Annotated in this window: 17 protein-coding genes; 7 read left to right on the top strand and 10 right to left on the bottom strand. The window is 45.3% G+C overall.

Features of this window, described 5'->3' with window-relative positions; genetic code table 11:
* The 9 genes from DK187_RS12605 to DK187_RS12565 all read right to left on the bottom strand — a co-directional run.
* Positions 1 to 330 (bottom strand): gamma-glutamylcyclotransferase family protein (locus DK187_RS12605; protein ID WP_162623514.1); only part of this gene is annotated, 330 nt, incomplete at its 3' end.
* Between the two features lie 79 nt (positions 331 to 409).
* Positions 410 to 922 carry a hypothetical protein gene (locus tag DK187_RS12600; protein ID WP_111607704.1) on the bottom strand — a complete coding sequence of 171 codons (513 nt, stop codon included), beginning with the start codon at positions 920 to 922 and terminating at the stop codon, positions 410 to 412.
* Between the two features lie 1,315 nt (positions 923 to 2,237).
* Positions 2,238 to 2,522, bottom strand: coding sequence for a type II toxin-antitoxin system RelE/ParE family toxin (locus DK187_RS12595; protein ID WP_111607703.1), 285 nt, complete (start codon positions 2,520 to 2,522; stop codon positions 2,238 to 2,240).
* Positions 2,519 to 2,707: a hypothetical protein gene (locus tag DK187_RS12590; protein ID WP_111607702.1), complete on the bottom strand. Its 189-nt coding sequence runs from the start codon at positions 2,705 to 2,707 to the stop codon at positions 2,519 to 2,521. The genes DK187_RS12595 and DK187_RS12590 overlap by 4 nt, the downstream gene beginning before the upstream one ends.
* A gap of 768 nt (positions 2,708 to 3,475) precedes the next feature.
* Positions 3,476 to 3,736, bottom strand: a complete 261-nt coding sequence (locus tag DK187_RS12585; protein WP_111607701.1) for a formyltetrahydrofolate deformylase — start codon at positions 3,734 to 3,736, stop codon at positions 3,476 to 3,478.
* A 157-nt stretch (positions 3,737 to 3,893) separates the two neighbouring features.
* Positions 3,894 to 4,751 (bottom strand): formyltetrahydrofolate deformylase, encoded by an 858-nt coding sequence (purU, locus tag DK187_RS12580; RefSeq protein ID WP_111607700.1) that lies wholly within the window; start codon positions 4,749 to 4,751, stop codon positions 3,894 to 3,896.
* A 118-nt stretch (positions 4,752 to 4,869) separates the two neighbouring features.
* Positions 4,870 to 7,038, bottom strand: coding sequence for a bifunctional 23S rRNA (guanine(2069)-N(7))-methyltransferase RlmK/23S rRNA (guanine(2445)-N(2))-methyltransferase RlmL (gene rlmKL, locus DK187_RS12575; protein ID WP_111607699.1), 2,169 nt, complete (start codon positions 7,036 to 7,038; stop codon positions 4,870 to 4,872).
* A 120-nt stretch (positions 7,039 to 7,158) separates the two neighbouring features.
* A complete protein-coding gene (locus tag DK187_RS12570) occupies positions 7,159 to 8,199 on the bottom strand; it encodes a quinone-dependent dihydroorotate dehydrogenase (RefSeq protein ID WP_111607698.1) in 1,041 nt (346 codons plus the stop codon).
* 83 nt (positions 8,200 to 8,282) lie between these two features.
* Positions 8,283 to 8,504, bottom strand: coding sequence for a DUF2835 family protein (locus tag DK187_RS12565; RefSeq protein WP_111607697.1), 222 nt, complete (start codon positions 8,502 to 8,504; stop codon positions 8,283 to 8,285).
* Between the two features lie 130 nt (positions 8,505 to 8,634).
* Between DK187_RS12565 and DK187_RS12560 the strand changes: the two genes are divergently transcribed.
* The 7 genes from DK187_RS12560 to DK187_RS12530 are packed head-to-tail and all read left to right on the top strand — an operon-like array spanning position 8,635 to position 16,593.
* Positions 8,635 to 9,603 carry an AAA family ATPase gene (locus DK187_RS12560; RefSeq protein WP_111607696.1) on the top strand — a complete coding sequence of 323 codons (969 nt, stop codon included), beginning with the start codon at positions 8,635 to 8,637 and terminating at the stop codon, positions 9,601 to 9,603.
* 47 nt (positions 9,604 to 9,650) lie between these two features.
* Positions 9,651 to 10,562 carry a DUF58 domain-containing protein gene (locus DK187_RS12555; RefSeq protein ID WP_111607695.1) on the top strand — a complete coding sequence of 304 codons (912 nt, stop codon included), beginning with the start codon at positions 9,651 to 9,653 and terminating at the stop codon, positions 10,560 to 10,562.
* Positions 10,562 to 11,059 carry a DUF4381 domain-containing protein gene (locus DK187_RS12550; RefSeq protein WP_111607694.1) on the top strand — a complete coding sequence of 166 codons (498 nt, stop codon included), beginning with the start codon at positions 10,562 to 10,564 and terminating at the stop codon, positions 11,057 to 11,059. The genes DK187_RS12555 and DK187_RS12550 overlap by 1 nt, the downstream gene beginning before the upstream one ends.
* Positions 11,052 to 12,065 (top strand): vWA domain-containing protein, encoded by a 1,014-nt coding sequence (locus DK187_RS12545; RefSeq protein WP_111607693.1) that lies wholly within the window; start codon positions 11,052 to 11,054, stop codon positions 12,063 to 12,065. Before DK187_RS12550 ends, DK187_RS12545 begins: the two co-directional genes overlap by 8 nt.
* A complete protein-coding gene (locus tag DK187_RS12540) occupies positions 12,062 to 13,801 on the top strand; it encodes a VWA domain-containing protein (protein WP_111607692.1) in 1,740 nt (579 codons plus the stop codon). The genes DK187_RS12545 and DK187_RS12540 overlap by 4 nt, the downstream gene beginning before the upstream one ends.
* The gene (locus tag DK187_RS12535; protein ID WP_111607691.1) at positions 13,795 to 15,648 is read left to right on the top strand and encodes a BatD family protein; all 1,854 of its coding nucleotides are present in this window, start codon (positions 13,795 to 13,797) and stop codon (positions 15,646 to 15,648) included. Before DK187_RS12540 ends, DK187_RS12535 begins: the two co-directional genes overlap by 7 nt.
* A 30-nt stretch (positions 15,649 to 15,678) precedes the next feature.
* Positions 15,679 to 16,593: a Dyp-type peroxidase gene (locus DK187_RS12530; RefSeq protein ID WP_188322904.1), complete on the top strand. Its 915-nt coding sequence runs from the start codon at positions 15,679 to 15,681 to the stop codon at positions 16,591 to 16,593.
* A gap of 102 nt (positions 16,594 to 16,695) precedes the next feature.
* On the opposite strand, the gene DK187_RS12525 is transcribed toward DK187_RS12530, so the two are convergent.
* Complete coding sequence (locus DK187_RS12525) at positions 16,696 to 18,519, bottom strand: SurA N-terminal domain-containing protein (protein WP_111607689.1); 1,824 nt, start codon at positions 18,517 to 18,519, stop codon at positions 16,696 to 16,698.
* Positions 18,520 to 18,527: the final 8 nt, after the last annotated feature.

The raw sequence follows: 18,527 nt of genomic DNA, 5'->3' as shown, positions 1-18,527 counted from the left end.
TTTCGTTGCATAGTAGGTAACAGCTTCATGGGTGTTCCCTTGGGAATCACTTACCGTAATCCTCTTATCCTCATAGCCGTAGCCCAGCCCCTCAGCTCTGTCTAGTATGCTTTTCTCGTCATTTGAGATTTCGAACAGTGCGCCAATTACGTAGTCATCAGGATTTCCAGTAAATAGCGCATCGCATTTTCCAGAACCATCTTTCTTGCTCACCTTGTGAAAACGAAGAGTATGATCGACAAGAGCGAACACCCCTATTCGCTCAGCACTTGGAACCCTCGCCTTCAACCTTGGGAGCGACATATTTGATCCATAAGCAAAATACTTCACGCTGCCTCCATACAGTTAACGCTGCAAACAACGGCGCGCTTGCGCGCCCGGTAGCGTAGCTGCGCATTGGTTTGCCTTGTTAGGTGCGCTCATTTAAGTGCACTACTTCGAAAAACATCACCCACCGTTTAATAAAGTGAATAACTGAATATGCATCCACTGGATAATGGATTTCATATGAATAACTAAAGCCCTCATGAGCTATTTCGTTTCTAACCTTTGATAGCATTGTTATCCCTTCCCATTCGCTGTTGGGGTGAAACCATGATTCTTCATAAGTTGATATATCTCTATGTGAGAATTGTGCTAAGTCGATATTTAAAAAATTCTTATAGTGTTTTTTTATTGCATCTAGCCTTCGAAACTGCAAAGTGTCCAAGATGGCACGTGAGATGTCCTCGTCTACCACCTTCTTTAGCAGCTCAGCCTTGAATGTATTTATTAAGTAGTTTTCCATTGCAGCATATGCAGACTGAACAATTTGTTGGCAAACGCTAGATACATATTCATTCTTTTCAAATAGTTGTTGTTCATCACGGGAGATAAAAAAATGCTTAGAATGTACGAGATTACTAAACCCTTCTTTTGCCACTACTTCTTTAATAGTCTCAATTCCTTTGTCAGTACCCCTCAAGTGGTCAATTTAGAGTAAAGCGTATACGTCAGCGACTTTAAGTAATTTTTCTATTGACGCGATATGCTTTTCAAAAACATTTTTAGGGTTCACTTTTACCTTCCATAGCACATAACATTTTAATAGTGCGCATGCGCATCTATAGTGTTTTTAATTTCCATTAAAATCCCTATAAAAAACTGATTCTATGGAATTTTTTAACATTTCTCACAGGCTGGTTAGTTGGAAATCCGAGCGTGCGGGTTTACACATTTATTCACAGCCTGTTATTTCGTCTGCCAACAACGTTTTGCAGCCATCTATTCGGATTTTTATAAAGCAATCGATGCTTTTATTCCTGATGCAATTACAACGAGCAAACAGCGCTGACTTTGTTGTAAACATTTTGGCGTTTTCAACGAAACGATGTTAGCCCCAGAATGTCCAAGTCATGCTTGTGGTTATCTTGCCATCCGTGTTTTAACTGAGCAAAAACGAGCGTCTTAAATTTAACGTTGGTCAGGTGAAGGGAGAAAGACGTGTTAATTTGATATGAGTTATCTGTTCGTCTTCCCTGACCATTTCCTTACAGAATACAAGAAGCGAAAAATGAAAACCATAAAAATTTTGTGTGTTTTTTAGTACTGAGATTGTGGTGATACGCAGCAAAGCAATAACACCACCATAGCTTAATTGGAAGACAATAATTACGTTGTCGGCCTGAAGGCGCGACAATGAAAGCTTCGCTTTCAGCGGCTTTTTTGTTATGGAAAAGCGGTCGTACTTCCCTCATCACGCCCTACGAAAAACCAGCATCACAGATGAAGCCAGTTCGACGCAACGAAGTTGCGCGACTTTATGTCGTTTCAGAGTCAGTTAAAAATATCTTCTCTCAAGCCTGCAAAACAATCTATGCCTTACGATATAACGAGCGTAGGGGAACAGTCATGTGCCTATGACGAAAATCAGGCATTAAAGATCTTAAAGAGACTTTTTGGTTACTTTTGCGGATCTGGGCAAAAGTTACCCGCTCAGCAGAGCGGAAAAAAGGTCAGGAATACCAAGCGCTTGAATGGAACCCAAAGAAAATAATAACCCCACCCTAGCCCTCCCCTTGGAAGACAATAATTACGTTGTCGGCCTAAAGGCGCGACATTTTGGTTGAGTGAACGTTATTTGGTGCTTCGATGAGGTATGTTGTCACTGCGAGTTTCGAACGCCTGATTACGGTCGTTCCTCCCTCATGCAGGCCTACAGGGAATGTTGGTTTACAACACGAGTAAGGACAGTCTTCTTATTCTTGCAGCACGTTCGTTGCTCCATGGATCACGGCAACAATATCAATTTGCTCTGCCATAATATGATATATGATTCTATATGGACCTGCGAACACCTCCCTTATTTGATCAAGCTCATATTCTGGCACTTTTCTTCCTGATAAAGGAAAGTCACCAATCTGTTCAGATCGCCTTGTAATTCGATCCACAGTTTGCAGTGCATAGGTTTCTGAGTCTTGGACTATGTAGGCATAAATTGCATCCAAATGAGCTTCTGCGGTTTTAGTCCATTGAACTCTCATTCAGGCAATCCATATTTTTTTCTAATGTCAGCAACTCCCTTTGTTCTTCCAGCCTTGCTGTCTTCGAGCCCTTTTTCAATCGCTTCTCGAACATATATTTCATGCATCAGGTCATCCCATGTTGCATTGGCGGGGAGTTGATCAATCAGTTTATGCGCTTCTTCTTTACTGACAATCGTTGACATCTTATTCCTCCAAATATATCTATTTAATCTAATTATCTATTGATACTAAAAGACTTTCTAATGTGCTGCCAGTGTAAACCGATAAAAGATTGGCTTTGACACCTGATTAAGGTCGTATTTCACTTATAAAAATTCGTCGTTTAACTAGCTGACAAATAGCTACGAAGAAGTCAGTTCGACGCGACGAAGTTGCGCGATTTTATGGAGTTTCAGAGTCAGTTAAAACCCCCTTCCCCTACCAGCAAAAACAATCTATGCCTTATGGTAGAAATCGTGTTGCTAAACGCTACCTTAAGCAAAGTGAATGAGACGTTTGGGCGATAGCCCGATAAAGAGACTTTTTGGTTACTTTTGCGGATCTGGGCAAAAGTTACCCGCTCAGCAGAGCGGAAAAAAGGTCAGGAATACCAAGCGCTTGAATGGAACCCAAAAAAATAATAACCCCACCCTAGCCCTCTCCTTGGAAGACAATAATTACGTTGTCGGCATAAATGCGCGACCTACATTTTGGTTGAGTAAACGTTGTTTGGTGCTTCGATGAGGTATGTTGTCACTGCGAGTTTATAACGTCTGATTACGGTCGTGCCTCCCTCATGCAGACCTACGGGGAATGTTGATTTATGAGGATTTACGATGAAAGCAAACGGCGTTTTGGTTAGTTTCGAGGGAAAACGCCGTTTGGTTTTATCTGGGTGCTGAATTGTTGCCGTAAAAAAGGCCCCATTCCTAACGAGAAAAAATGGGGCCAAGTTGGTCGTTGGTCTTTTGTTAATGACGAGTCTGTTTGGGCTCGTTCATTTCGCGCATGCGTTTGCGGTGTTCGATAAATTCGTCACTCAGCATGTAGTCGCCTTGTTCGGTATAGTCTAATGCCCCTCGGTTGACGAGTGCGTCTAGGGTTTTGGGTAATACCTTCTGTCGGCGCTCTCCTTTGATAAAGTAGAATTGTTCGCCCATTTGGATCAATTTAAAACCAGATTCTAGATAGCCAACACATAGGTTTTGAGTTGGCGTTAATTTGAGTTTCATTGTTCACCTCACTAGCCGTCTCTTATTAAATCGTTTTATTGATTATAGACTATAGACACTTTTTTCAAGAACAAACATGTTACTGCACTAAAATGACAAAATAAAAAAAGGGAAGACCGAGGTCTTCCCTTTTTTGCTTAACCTTGTGGTGGTGGCGTTATTCTGCAAACACGACGGTTTTGTTGCCATGTACGAGTACGCGGTCTTCTAGGTGGTAGCGTAGGCCACGTGACAGTACGAGTTTTTCGATGTCTTTGCCTAGGCGAACCATGTCTTCTGCGGCGTGGCTGTGGCGAACGCGAATCACGTCTTGTTCGATAATCGGGCCTGCGTCTAAATCGGCAGTGACATAGTGACAAGTCGCACCAATCAGTTTCACGCCACGAACCGCGGCTTGGTGGTAGGGTTTCGCACCAATGAAAGACGGCAAGAAGCTGTGGTGTATGTTGATGACTTTGTGGCGATATTTCTCGCACAAGTATTCAGGGAAAATCTGCATATAGCGAGCCAACACTATGGTGTCGGCGCCAGACGCATCAATGCAGGCTTCAATTTTTTGGAAGGCGGGCATTTTGTTTTCTTTTGGCACGGGAATGCAGAAATAAGGAATCTTGTACCATTCCACCATGGAGCGAAGATCTTCGTGGTTGGCAATGACGCCAACGATTTCACAGTTTAGCTCGCCTGTGTGCCAGCGATGCATGATGTCGTTTAAGCAGTGAGATTCTTTGGTGGCAAGGAGTACCACTTTAGGGCGGTCTTCACTGTCTTTTACGTACCAGCGCATGTTGAATTCTTCTGCGATGGGGGCGAACTCTTTGCGGAATGTCTCTACATCGATGGACAAGCTTTCTGCGTCAATATCATGACGCATGAAGAACCATTTTTGCTCTAAATCTGTGTGGTGGCTGGCTTCCATAATGGAGCCTTGGCGCTCGTTCAAAAACTGACTCACGGCCGCTACAATGCCCACTCTGTCGGGGCAACTAATCACAAGTCGAAATGTTTTTTTCATACTAAAAACTTATAAACCTTAAAACGTATTAAACCTAAAAAAAACAGGGCTAAACCAGGTGTTTAGCCCTTGATATGTTTGCGAATTATACCGAATAAACTCACGTGTGCTTAGTCAGTTATGATTTGTGTTTAATGATATAGCACTGGTGAATTTTGTCATTACGATCAAAGTCCGGATCTAGCGTTTCACGAGTGATGTTTTTCACCTCAAACTCGTGCTCTAACGCTTCATCCAACACAAAGCGACGGTAGTTATTGGAGAAGATTAACTCGCCTCCTTTCGCTAATCTTGCCATGGCCAAACGCACTAGCTCGCCATGGTCGCGTTGGATATCCAACACATCGGCCATTTTTTTCGAGTTAGAAAACGTGGGTGGGTCCATAAAGATCAAATCAAAAGTGTCGCGGCTTTGTTTGAGCCATTCGATGCAGTCTGCACGTTCTACCTGATGATAACGATCCGAAAATTCATTCAGTTCGATATTACGACGCGCCCACTCGGTATAAGTGTTCGACATATCGACACTCAATGAACTGTGCGCCCCACCCTGACCCGCGTGCACGGATGCCGTTGCGGTATAGCAGAAGAGGTTCAAGAATCGCTTGCCGTTGGCTTTGTCTTGAATCAATTTACGAACAGGACGGTGATCAAGGAATAAGCCGGTATCCAAGTAATCTTTCAAGTTGACGATGAAGTCACAGCCATACTCTTCTACGATCATTTCGTGTTTTGTCTGATCGAATTTTTCGTATTGCTCTTTGCCTGTCTGTCTTTGACGCTGCTTCAAGATGACCTTGGCTTCTGAAATATTCAAGGCGCTAGGAATCGCAGACATCACATCGAACAAGCGCTGTTTGGCTTTTTCAGGGTCAACACTCTTGGGCGCTTGATACTCTTGAACGTGCGCCCAATCTTGGTAAATATCAATGGCCACTGAGTATTCTGGCATGTCAGCGTCATACAGGCGGTAACATTGAATCTTGTTTTTCTCGACCCATTTTTTCAGTTTTTTGGCATTCTTTTGCAGACGATTGGCAAACATTTGCGCGCCCGGTGTCATGACAGATTGCGCGACCACGTCTTCTTTTATGCTGCCTGCCAACAATGGGAATTGATAGGCGCGACACTCGATGCCACCGTTAATCACTCGGGTGCTTTTTTCAGGTCGTGCGGGAATTTGACGTGCCAAATGATCGTTGCTGGTGAGCATCATAAACTGCCAGCCACGCACATGGTTGACGACCCATTCGCCCAATTGACGATACAAAGCAATCAAGGCCATTTCATCGCCAATACGCTCGCCATAAGGAGGGTTGGTAATTAATAGACCCGGCGCATCAGGGTTGATATCGAATTCATGCTCTTGAAACGACGACATGGTGACATCAATAACGCCTGTCACCCCTGCACGCTTGATGTTTTCACGGGCGGCCGCGATGGCTTTTTGCTCACGATCTGTGCCTTGGAAACGAATCCCTAAGGTGGCTGGGTCTTTTTTGCGGTTTTTAGCAAAATCCATCAGTTGTTGCCACATGCGATGGTCATGCTGTTTCCAGCCTTTGAAGCCCCAGTATGAGCGACGTAAACCTGGCGCAATGTCCAAAGACATCATCGCGGCTTCCACTAGGAAAGTACCAGAACCACACATAGGGTCGATAAGTTGCGTCAAGCCGCAATCGGTTCCCCAACCTGCACGCAGCAAAAGACCGGCGGCTAGGTTTTCTTTAAGCGGTGCCATGCCGCCTTGTTGACGGTAGCCACGGCGGTGCATACTTTCGCCAGATAAATCGATACTCACCGTCACGACGTCACGTTTGATACGCAAGGCAATGCGGACTTCTGGCTGCTCTTTTTCAACGTTAGGACGTTCGCCAGACAAGGCAACGAAGTAATCGGCAATCGCATCTTTGGCGCGCACGGCACCAAATTGTGTGTTGCGAATATGGTGGTTGGTACCGTGACAGTCAATCGCCATGGTATTGGTGGCGCTCATGTGATCAGACCACTGAATCGCTTTTACACCATTGTATAGATCGTCGGCCGATTCCATTTTAAAGTTAGCAATTGGCAACATAACGCGAGTCGCAACACGTGACCAAAGGCAGGCTTTGTACATGCCTTCTAGATCTGTGGTTAGCTTTACCTGAGCTTCACCCAATCGGGTTTGCGTTAGGCCTTCGCCATGCAACTCTTTTTCTAAGACATTTTCTAACCCAAGAGGACAGGTTATTTCTAATGCGTAAACCTGACTTGCTGAATCAGTTGTCTGTAATATCGTGCTCATTTATAAAATACTTTTTTAAATTTCAATGAAGGTTTCGAAACGCAGGAAGGCGAGATCGTGTCCCGCCCTCTTATAAAACAAGGTGCAAAAATACGCAGCGCCTTGTTTTCTATTCGATCTTTAGATACCGAGATCAAGCTCACGGTAATAAGCATCAGTGCTGGCTATGGCTTCCTTGATTAACTCTGGTCCGTGATAAATAAAACCTGAATAAATTTGTACTAGGCGTGCCCCTGCTTGCAGCTTCTCTACCGCATCTGCACCACTGGAAATACCACCCACGCCAATAATAGGCAGCGTGTCTTTCAAGTGTTCAGCCAGTACTTTTACTACATGGGTTGAGGCGTCACGAACCGGTGCCCCACTCAAACCACCCGCTTCTTTTTCAAAGGCATGACCGACAACCGCATCGCGGGATAGTGTCGTGTTGGTGGCAATAATACCATCAACGCCCTGCGCTACGAGGGTATCTGCGACCATTTTAATTTCATCGTCTGTCATATCTGGGGCGATTTTTACCGCTAACGGAACGCGTTTACCCTGTTCCGCTTCATAACGGTCACGCGCCGCAACCAATGGCGCGATTAATTGCGCCAAGCTTTCACCAAATTGCAAGCTGCGAAGACCAGGCGTATTTGGCGAGCTGATGTTGGCGGTGATGTAATCCGCGTAAGGAATAACCGACTCTAAACACGCCAAATAATCTGCTGCAGCGTCTTCTACCGAGGTGGTTAAGTTTTTACCAATATTGACACCCAACACGCCTGGATAGCGATGAGATTTAATACGCGACACGAGATGATCCACGCCTTTGTTATTAAAGCCCATGCGGTTGATGATGGCTTCGTGTTCGGGCAAACGGAACAAACGTGGCTTAGGATTCCCCGCTTGGCCTTTCGGTGTCACGGTGCCCACTTCGACAAAACCAAAACCTAACGCGCCTAACGCTTCAAAGGCATCGGCATTTTTATCCAGCCCCGCTGCCAATCCCACCGCATTGGGGAAACGTAGCCCCATTACATCAACCGGTCTGGTAGACGGTAATCCGCCTAGAAATTTGTTCAACCCCAACCGACTGCCTGCTGCAAGAAGATCCAATGACAATTCATGGGACACTTCAGCGTCCAATTTAAAAAGTAACGAGCGAGCAAGTTGGTACATTGTTAAGGCTCCTAGGCGATTAAGATCAGATAAATGCCTTATCCGATCTGTGCTGTCTAATTTATGTGGTCTTCTAATTCGTGCTATCTAACTTTAGTGACGGCAATCAGCTTATTCATGTCATCAAATTCTACTTCAAAAAAACCGTAAATCCCTTGATGGGTCACAAACCGCTGAAAAGCCGACAAAGGCAGCTGGACTTTACGCCCATCTAGACTGTTTGCGACAAGGTTTTTTGCCGCTCCAGCATACATAGCTTCATATTTAAACGCAGGCAGAGCCACATTTAATACAATTTTTGCCATTTTGTTCGTCCTGTACTTACGCTACCCTTACAGAAAACGCTCTGTGCGTAAAGATTTGAATCCGATAAGATGAAGTCTATTATATTGCGTTGACACTTTTTTTGATAGAAGTATAAGGAACCTAGGTTCGATGGTAACTGTAATTGAGCAATTAAAAGATCACCTAAATCATGCCGTCGTTGGTCAGCCAGATTTAACTCATGAATTACTCGTCGCTTTAATCGCTAATGGCCATGTGCTGCTTGAAGGGCCTCCTGGCATCGCCAAAACCACCGCGGCAAAAGCCCTAGCTGGCGCCATTGACAGTCGTTTCCAGCGTATTCAGTTCACACCAGATTTATTACCCGGCGATGTGACGGGCTCTGATATTTACCAGCAAGAAACGGGGAAATTCAGTTTTGTTCCTGGCCCCATCATGAATGATATCGTGCTGGCGGATGAGATCAACCGAGCGCCTGCCAAGGTGCAATCAGCATTACTGGAAGCCATGGGGGAAAGACAAGTCACGGTGGGCAATCACAGCTACCCACTGTCAGCGCTGTTTTTTGTTATCGCCACACAAAACCCAATAGAGCAAGAAGGAACTTATCCTTTGCCTGAGGCGCAGCTTGATCGTTTTATGATGAAGATCAATCTTGGTTATCCGAGTGCAGCCAGCGAATTAGATGTGCTAAGACTGGTTCGCCAGCAAGACTTACACAAAACCACAACAAGCAAACCACAACCCGTTTGCAAGCCCCATGATATTCTTGAGCTTCAGCATAAGGCTTTATCCTTATATATGTCAGAAAGCGTTGAGCAATACATAGTGCAGCTTGTTATGGCCACTCGCCAACCTGAACGCTACTTGGGCGAAGCGGGCAAAGGCACTAATTTGATTGAGTTTGGTGCGAGTCCACGGGGCACGCTTGCGCTGGATCGTTGCGCTCGAGCCAACGCATTGTTAAACGGCAGAGACTTTGTCACACCAGACGATGTTCGCCAAGTTGCCTTGCCAGTATTGCGCCATCGCATCATTACCACGTTTGAAGCGCAAGCCGCTGGATTATCGGTTGATGATTTATTGAAGCGATTAATCAGTCATGTGCCAGCACTGTAACTCAAAGCATAGTCACTCATAGCATAGTAGTAAAAGGCAATAGCACAATGAGCCCATTATTATCACCTGAATCGCCAGAGCTGGATGACGCCCATTTTTCGCTGCTGGCAAACTATGCCAAACATTTAGGACGAGCGCCAAAAGCCATTCGTTTTGCCACTCAATCTGGTGAACGTCGCTCGCGACAAAAAGGCCACGGCATGGAAATGCTTGAGCTGCGGGCCTATCAAGCCAGCGACGATTTGCGCCACATCGATTGGCGGGTAACCGCTCGCACTGGCCACGCTCATACTCGATTGTATGCCCAAGAAAATGACCACCAGCGACTTCTCTTGTTAGACCTGTCTAGTAGCGCCTATTTTGGTACTCGCCATACTTTTATTTCCACACGCTTTATTCAGCTCGCTGGGATTATCGCATGGCGCTCAAAACAACAAGGCGACACACTGTCTTATCGCATGACCTATGGCGATCAAGAGCACGCCAGCAATAAAGTGGCCACATTGTCGACCCTGCTAAGCACCCTAAAAGACGCCTCTAAACTAGTGCATCGATCCTGTGACAATAACACGGTCAGTATTTGGTCCAATACCCCACTGACCCGCAAAACTCATAATAAAGATGTGATCATCCTGACGGACAAACAAAGCTGGAATGATGACGAAGAAAGCGCATTGATGAAGCTAGCCGAGCACAACACTGTCCACTGGATACAAATCATTGATAGTAACGTCTTTAATTTGCCCGCCGGCCAATACCAAATAGCAGACAACAGCGGCATTCAATCGGTCTCTATCAGCAAAAGCAGTATGCAACAGGCAAAAGCCGATTTTCTCTCACAAAACACCTTAATGCGTAACAAGCTGATGTCTTTTGGTGTTCGCCATCAAATATTTGATATCACAGAATCTCCCGAAAAAATCGCCCGTTATCTATTGTCACAAGGAGCACTGCACTAATGTCTGCCGCGCTCACGCCAGTTCAAGCTCCGTCACAGGCCATTGACTTACCAAACAAAGCCTACATGCTGCCGCAATCCGTCCCCATGTGGCCACCCGTGTGGTGGACTTGGCTAATCGTTGCTGCGATTGTTTTGTTATTAATCGGCGCACTGATTTTTTACTATCGACGCTATAAGAAGCGCACTTACCGACGCGAAGCCTTAGCCGGCATTACCCAAGAAGTGGGTAAACTTAACGACAAAGACTGCATTTTACTGTGTCACGAAATGGTTCGCCGCTGCTTGATGAGTGAAGGAAAAATAGAAACCGCGGCGTTACCAAGTAAGACGCTGTTTGAAATATTAGACAAAACCTTGCCCACAAAACGACAATTTTCAATCATTGGCAACGAATTTATCGATGGCCCTTATAGAAGTCAGATTGAACTCACCAAACAACAACGTACTGCCATGCTAAAAACAACCTGTTACTGGATAAGGAAACACCATGCTTGAGCTATCTTGGCCTTGGTTTCTCCTTCTTTTACCTTTGCCTTTTTTTATGTATTTCCTCCCCAAAGCCAAACCCAAAGGCGACGGTATTTGGTGGGGAAATACAGGACAGTTAATCCATCATCAAGACCGTAAGGCAACGTCTAAAGGTCTATCATGGCGCTACCTGTTTTTGCTCTTGTCTTGGGTGCTGTTAATCTTTGCTATGACACGACCTGTTTGGTTTGGCGAGCCAACAAAAGTCACGCCCTCTGGACGCGATTTGCTTATTGCTTTGGACTTGTCTGGTAGCATGCAAGTCACCGACATGGTGCTGAACGATCAATCCGCGAACCGACTAGAAGCCGCAAAATCGGTTCTCTCTGACTTTATCCAACAACGTCGTGGTGATCGGATTGGTATTATCGTGTTTGGCTCTAAAGCCTATCTGCAAGCCCCGTTAAGTTTCGATACCAAAACCATCAATCAGCTGGTGCAAGAAACGCAAATTGGTTTTGCTGGTGAACAGACCGCCATTGGTGACGCCATAGGTTTGGGCATCAAACGACTGGAAGACAAACCGTCCGATAAAAAAGTCCTTATCCTAATGACGGATGGCGCGAATACCGCTGGCCGAGTCCAACCGCAACAGGCGGCCACCTTTGCGGCGTCACAAAATGTCAAAATACATACCATTGGCATTGGTGCCGATAGCATGATTGTACAAAGCTTCTTCGGACCAAAAGCGATCAACCCATCCACTGACCTAGATGAAACGCTATTGAAGAATATCGCCGCGCAAACTGGTGGCGAATATTTCCGCGCTAAAAGCACGGAAGACCTGCACGCCATCTATCAAACGCTTGATGCCTTGGAACCCACACCCGCCGAAGAGGTATGGCAACGCCCACTAACCAGCTTATTCCATTGGCTGGGGTTAGCCTCCATGCTGTTTTTTGGTTTGGCCCTACCAACTAGCAAAGCATTGTCATGGAACCGAGAACTTTGGCAAAAAGGAGACAAAGCATGATGCTGTTTGATGTGGTGCATTTTGAACGGCCTTACTGGCTAATTTTACTCCCTATTACCCTGCTATTGGCTTTGTTTATTACGGCAAAAAGCGCGAACAAAAGCACACTCAATAAAGTGGTCGATCCACGTTTAATGCCGCATTTGGTCTATCGAAATAGCGCCAGCAATACGAATAAGTGGCTTGGTTTAATGGCCGTATCACTGTGTTGGATCGGCTTGGCGGGCATCAGCTGGACAAAAGCACCCACTACCATGTTCGAAAACACCCAAAAAACCGTTTTGGTTGTCGACCAATCTTTGTCCATGTACGCGACCGATATCAAACCCAATCGACAAACTCAATTAAAACAAACGATACGAGATCTATTAGAGCAAAGCAAAGAAGGCGATATTGCGCTGGTGGCATTTGCTGGCGAAGGTTTTGTTATCAGCCCTTTTAGCCAAGATAGAGAAACCATCACCCATTTTTTGCTGGCATTAGATCCGATCATCATGCCAACGTACGGCAGTAACCTAACCAGTGGCCTCGAAGCGGCACTTTCACTCAGTACGGACGATACCTTGCCACTGCGTCTTATTGTCTTAACGGACGACATTAGCGAACAAGATAAAACCGCCATTCCAGCCCTGCTTAAAGATAAAAACATACAGTTAAATCTCATTGCCGTTGGCACAACCAATACCACGCTCATCCAGTTACCCGATGGGCAAGTGCTCAGAAAAAATGGCAAAAACGTTACGCCCATTACCCCGATTGATGAACTCAAGAACATGACAATGGCACTTGGCGGGCAGTTTTATCAAGGCCGTTTGACACCGCAAGACATCGCTCAAATCACCAACACCTCAATGGACAATCAACAGACTCAAAAAGCTCAAAACAAAAGCATCCATTGGATAGAGCAAGGCCACTGGTTTGCTTTGCCCTTTTTACTCTGGCTAGGGCTCCAGTTTAGAAAAGGTATGCTTTTTATGCTGTTACTTGGCGTGTTGTCTTTTCCTGCAGAGAAGTCATACGCCTCACCACTGGAGTGGTTTTTAACACCAGATCAAAAAGGTCAGCAGGCGGTAGATAAAGGCGATTGGCAAACGGCCGATCAATATTTCCAACGCCCTGATTGGAAAGCGGCCTCCGCTTACGCGTTAGAAAATTATCCAGACACCATTCAGCAACTTAATAACCTCAGCAAAAACGCTGCGGAGAATTATAATTTGGGCAACGCATTGGCCTTGTCTGGCGACATTGAAAAAGCCATCCAAGCCTATGAAAAAGCCTTAGAACAAGATCCCTCTTTAAACGTGGCGAAAGAGAATCTAGAGTATTTGAAACAGCAACAAGCGCAAGAAAACCAACAGCAAGAACAAAAAAACAACGAAGACAAAAACCAACAAAATCAAGAACAAGAGCAAAATAAGGACGATTCCTCCAGTTCGAGCGATAAAAATGAGGCCAAAGAGTCATCTGACTCAAAAAATGACAATAAAAAGGACGAAAAACAAGACAAGAACAAAACACCTGAGGATAATAAGCAAAATGAAAACTCAGATAATCAAAATCAAGACGAATCAGAAAAAACACCGCTCAATAAAGAAAAAGAGCAGGCATTAAACCAGTGGCTAAGGCAAATCCAAGACGATCCTGGATTATTGCTGCAGCGCAAACTTTGGTACTTACACCAAGAAAGACGCAATGACACTCGATTTTCGCAAGAGGATGGGCAAAACCCATGGTAACAAAGCAATATTTCCTTTCATTAATTTCGCAAAACACGCTGAAACGCCTGTTTTTCTCACTAATGATGGCTCTGCTTTTTATTGTGCTTTCAAGCTCTCTTCAAGCCGCCAGTGTTACCGCGACGCTTAATAAAAATGTCGTCACCGAAAATGAAGTGGTCCAACTTACACTGCGCGCTGATTTTTCCAATACCGGAAACGGTCCCGATCTCACTCCCCTTGAGCGCGATTTCAACATCTTAGGCAAAAGCCAAAACAGCCAGTTTAGCTTTAATCTCGGCACCAGCACTGCGTTGAACTTTTGGGTGGTTAGCTTAATGCCAAAATCGGTGGGAACCGTTGAAATCCCGCCGATCAAAATAGGCGACCTGCAATCGAAACCCGTTAGACTCACGGTCAAAAGCTCCCCTCAGCTACTGGACAGTAATGGCAATCCGCCAGTCATGCTAAAAGCCGAAGTGTCTGAAACAGAGCCATACCTTCAACAAGAAATCACGCTCACCGTGAAACTTTACACGTCTGTTGCATTGCAGAATGCCAATCGGGCGATACCGTCTCATCCTGACTTGATCATTGAAAGACTGGTTGATGACCAGATGAGCTATCAGACTATCAATGGCACCCAATACCAAGTCATCACGCGAGAGTATATGGTGTTTGCGCAGCGTAGTGGCCTAGTCACCATTCCACCACAAAGCATTCAGGCCATGGTCAACACATCCACTGGACGCCGAATGATCAAGGTGCAAAGTGAACCTTTGAATCTTCAAGTTATTCCTATTCCTGCCAGTTACACGGCGGATGCATGGTTGCCAAGCGAAGCCGTCACCGTATCCACCTCGCTCACAAAATCAGACGCTTCACCAAGAGTGGGCGATACACTGGTTTGGACCATTGATATAAAAGCGAAAGGCGCGCTGCCAGAACAAATTCCAGCGGTAGACTTTAATAGCACGCGCCTCTACAAGCTGTACCCTCAACCGCCGAAGTTTGACACTCAAAAAACCGCGGCAGGCGTCACAGGTAGCCAAAGCATAACGATTGAAGTTGTTCCAACTCAAGAAGGCACACTGGTATTGCCCGACATTAATATCCCTTACTGGGACACAGAAAAACAAGCCATCAGCGTAGCCAGTGCGACCACGCAAAGCATCGAGATTGCGCCACTACCCAGCAGCACAAACAAAGCCAGCGATTCGACACCAACACCGCCCGTTGTCAGCGAAGCATCACCAGAACCAACGCGCTCTATGGCTCCCATCTCTCTGGCAAAAAAACCGGTAGAGCCTTCGCAACCACCGCAACAAGTGGCCGAACCTAATACACAAAACCAACCCAAGCCTTTGGCGGTGAAAATCACACCCGCACAGGACGGTTATACGGTGCGCCAGTACCTCATCGCTGGGTTGCTTCTACTGGCGGCGATTATGACGGCCAGCTGGGCTGTGCTTTGGTTCAAACGCCAAAAAACAGAACCAGAAAATACTTACCAAGTTCCTACGTTGCAGGACTTTGCGCCACTCAGCACTGACGATGAGCAGAGCGCGTTTAAAGCCTTAATGGAATGCTGCAACCAAAACGATCTACCTTCCCTAAGACCGAGTTTGTTAGAATGGGCACGTCATCGCTGGGGCGACAATGAAATTCGCAGTGTCGATGACATCAAACGCCTCACTACCGTTCAAGTGACACAATTACTGATGGAAGCCGAATTAATGCTGTACTCGAGCAATCCAGCCCATGAATGGCAAGGACACCCTCTTGCCGAAGCGCTAGAGGAATACACCAGCGGCCAAGCCAAGCCATCTCAGTCCAGTCAACTGAAAACACTCTACCCCAACTTCTAATGACCTTTAGCGTCAGTAAGGACGACCATAATGACACCTTTTCAATCCGGCATTATTGCCGAAGCGTCTAGTGACGCGCTTTTTATCACACTCAATGTCAATAAATCCGAAATTAAACCGTTTAAAAACACCTTAGCAGCCGCCCCTGAGCTAATCGAAGGAATACAACAACAATTTCCCGAGGCGGCGCTGCATGCAAGTATCGGCCTCAGCAGCCAAATATGGGACACGCTAGACACTAAGCGCCCACAACTGCTGTCTCCTTTCCCCCACATAGTAGGCCAAGAAACGGAAATCTTGCCGACAGACGTGGACCTTGTGCTACATATTCGCTCTTCTCGTCGAGATGTGACCTACCAGTTAGGCACCACATTGTTTGCCGCCTTTGGCAAAAGCGTTACGCTGGTAGAAGAAGTCAATTGCTTCAAATATCTAGATAACCGTGATTTGACAGGGTTTGTGGATGGCACAGAAAATCCTGAAGGAGAAAAACGCAAAGCGGTGGCACTTGTTGATGACGAGGATCCAGATTTCAAAAATGGCTCGTATTTTAATTTAATGCGCTTTGTCCACGATCTGGCCAAATGGGAAAAAGAAGACTTAAAAACCCAAGAGGATATTTACGGTCGAACCAAACACAGCAACCAAGAGTATCCTTCTGCAGAAAAATCTGTTCATGCTCATACCAAGCGAACCTCATTAAAAGATGAGCAAGGTCGCTCTTTGGAAATCTTGCGTCACAGCATGCCTTTCGCCTCTTTAACAGAAAAAGGCCTCATGTTTGCAAGCTACAGCAAAAACCCTGTCATTTTTAATCGAATGCTCGAAAGCATGGTAAAAGGCGATGAACAGGGCAATACAGATCATCTTATGAAATACACTCGCGCCACAACAGGCCAAGCTTTTTTTGTGCCCTCGAACCACTGGTTAATGTCTTTAGTTTGATTTCAACAAAACAAACTTCACCCAGCTCATTGATCCACACGAATCGTCAAGCACAAAAAAACCACTCAAGTGAGTGGTTTTTTTGTGACTCCAAATAGCAGTTTATCTTTCTATTTTGGCATTATTTTTCACAAAGTCTTGTAACCCTTGAGTACTAAGCGTGGCCTGAGTCTGGTTTAAATAGCGCTCGTAAGCTAGCTGCTGCTCATCAGGCGCCACATCGCTACCAATATCGACTTTATTCAGACGAATCAAAGCCAAATCCCCATTAGACAACCCCTTGATTGCCACAACAGGCTTATCATCTGGGTGCGGCATAGAGAAAGCCAATGATGTCATTTCGTCCTGACCACGCTGTGCATCACTCACAGAAGACCAAGCAGTACCTTCCGCGTCTTTCGCCGCTTCTGCTTTCGCTCTAAGCGATTCTACTGCTTTATTTTGCACAACAATCGAAGCCACTTGTTCTTTCGTTTCTTCATAAGATTGGAAAGATTCTGGCTTATGATCATTTAAATGGATGACAACCACTTGGTCTTCATTCAATTCAATCAAATTACTGTTTTGACCGTCTTCCAATACCGGCACATCAAACGCCGCTGCAATTACCGCAGGATTGCTTGATATCTCATCAGAGCCACCATCGCGCCCAAAGTAGGCACTTTGTAATACATCGACTCCGTACTCTTTAGCGATTGCGTCTAACTTATCACTCGCATACGCCAAATCCGTAATATCCTCGTGCGCAGTCAACAAAGCGTCTCTGGCCTTATCTTCTAACAGCTTTTGCTTTAAATCCGCTTCTAATGAAGCGAAGCTAGGCACATCAGGCTGAGTAATATCGTCCAACTTGATAATATGGTAGCCAAATTGTGTTTTAACGGTTCTTACTTCGTCTTTCTGCATTGAGAATAACGCATCATCAAAAGCTTGATCTATGGTGCCTTTTTCAACGTAGCCTAAATTACCGCCATCGTCTTTAGAACCAATATCGTCAGAATAAGTAGCCGCCAAATCAGCAAAGGCCTCGCCAGCGTTCAATTTCTCTTCGATTTCCTCAACACGTTTTTGAGCGTCAGCATCACTGCGGTCCGATGTTTCAATCAAAATATGCGAGGCAGATCTTTCTTCTTGCGTCAAACCCGCAATAGACGCTTGGTAAGCATCTTGTAACTCAGCATCCGTAACATTTACTTTGCTATAGAAATCGGCACTTGAAACAACCACATAATTCACTTTCACCTGTTCAGGTGTTTTGAAATTGTCTTTGTTTGCTTCGTAGTAAGCCTGTAACTCTTCTTCTGACACGTTAGTATTTTCAGATTCGCTCGCTAACGAGAAAGAAACATAATCATAAGAACGCTGTTGAGACTGCAACTGAGCGACGCTGTTAACCTGATAAGGCAGAACAAACTCAGAACCCGCGATCGCATTGCGTGGCTGTTGAATCAAAACATCTTGTTTAATTCGTTCTTTAAAGGCTAACGGGGTAAAGCCAAGGGATCGTATAAAGTTTAAATATTTGTTTTGATCAAATTGCCCATCCGTTTGAAATTGTTCAGCTTGCAACAAATACGCGTTAACTTGTTCATCAGAGACACCTAACCCCAAGCCTTGAGCCTGATTTGTTAATACAACACGCTGAATAAGCTCATCCAATGCACGACGCTGTAATAAATTATCTTCCAACAAGGCAGGGTTAACTTGACCGCCCATCATTGAAATCAATTGACGACGCTGAGTTTCTGCGCCTTGCAACATTTGTGTTCGAGAAATATCGACCCCATCCACTTCGGCAACCGTATCGGATGAGTTAAAACTTTGAACCAAGGCGTCTACGCCAAATAGAGCAAAAGTCACAACGATAAAACCAACAATGATCTTTACCACAATGCCTTGTGACTTATCTCTTATATCTTGGAGCATTGCTGCCT

The organism is Marinomonas arctica (assembly GCF_003259225.1).
GTDB lineage: Bacteria > Pseudomonadota > Gammaproteobacteria > Pseudomonadales > Marinomonadaceae > Marinomonas > Marinomonas arctica.
The sequence above is the reverse complement of the archived record's forward strand: the minus strand, read 5'-3'. Positions and strand labels throughout refer to the sequence as shown.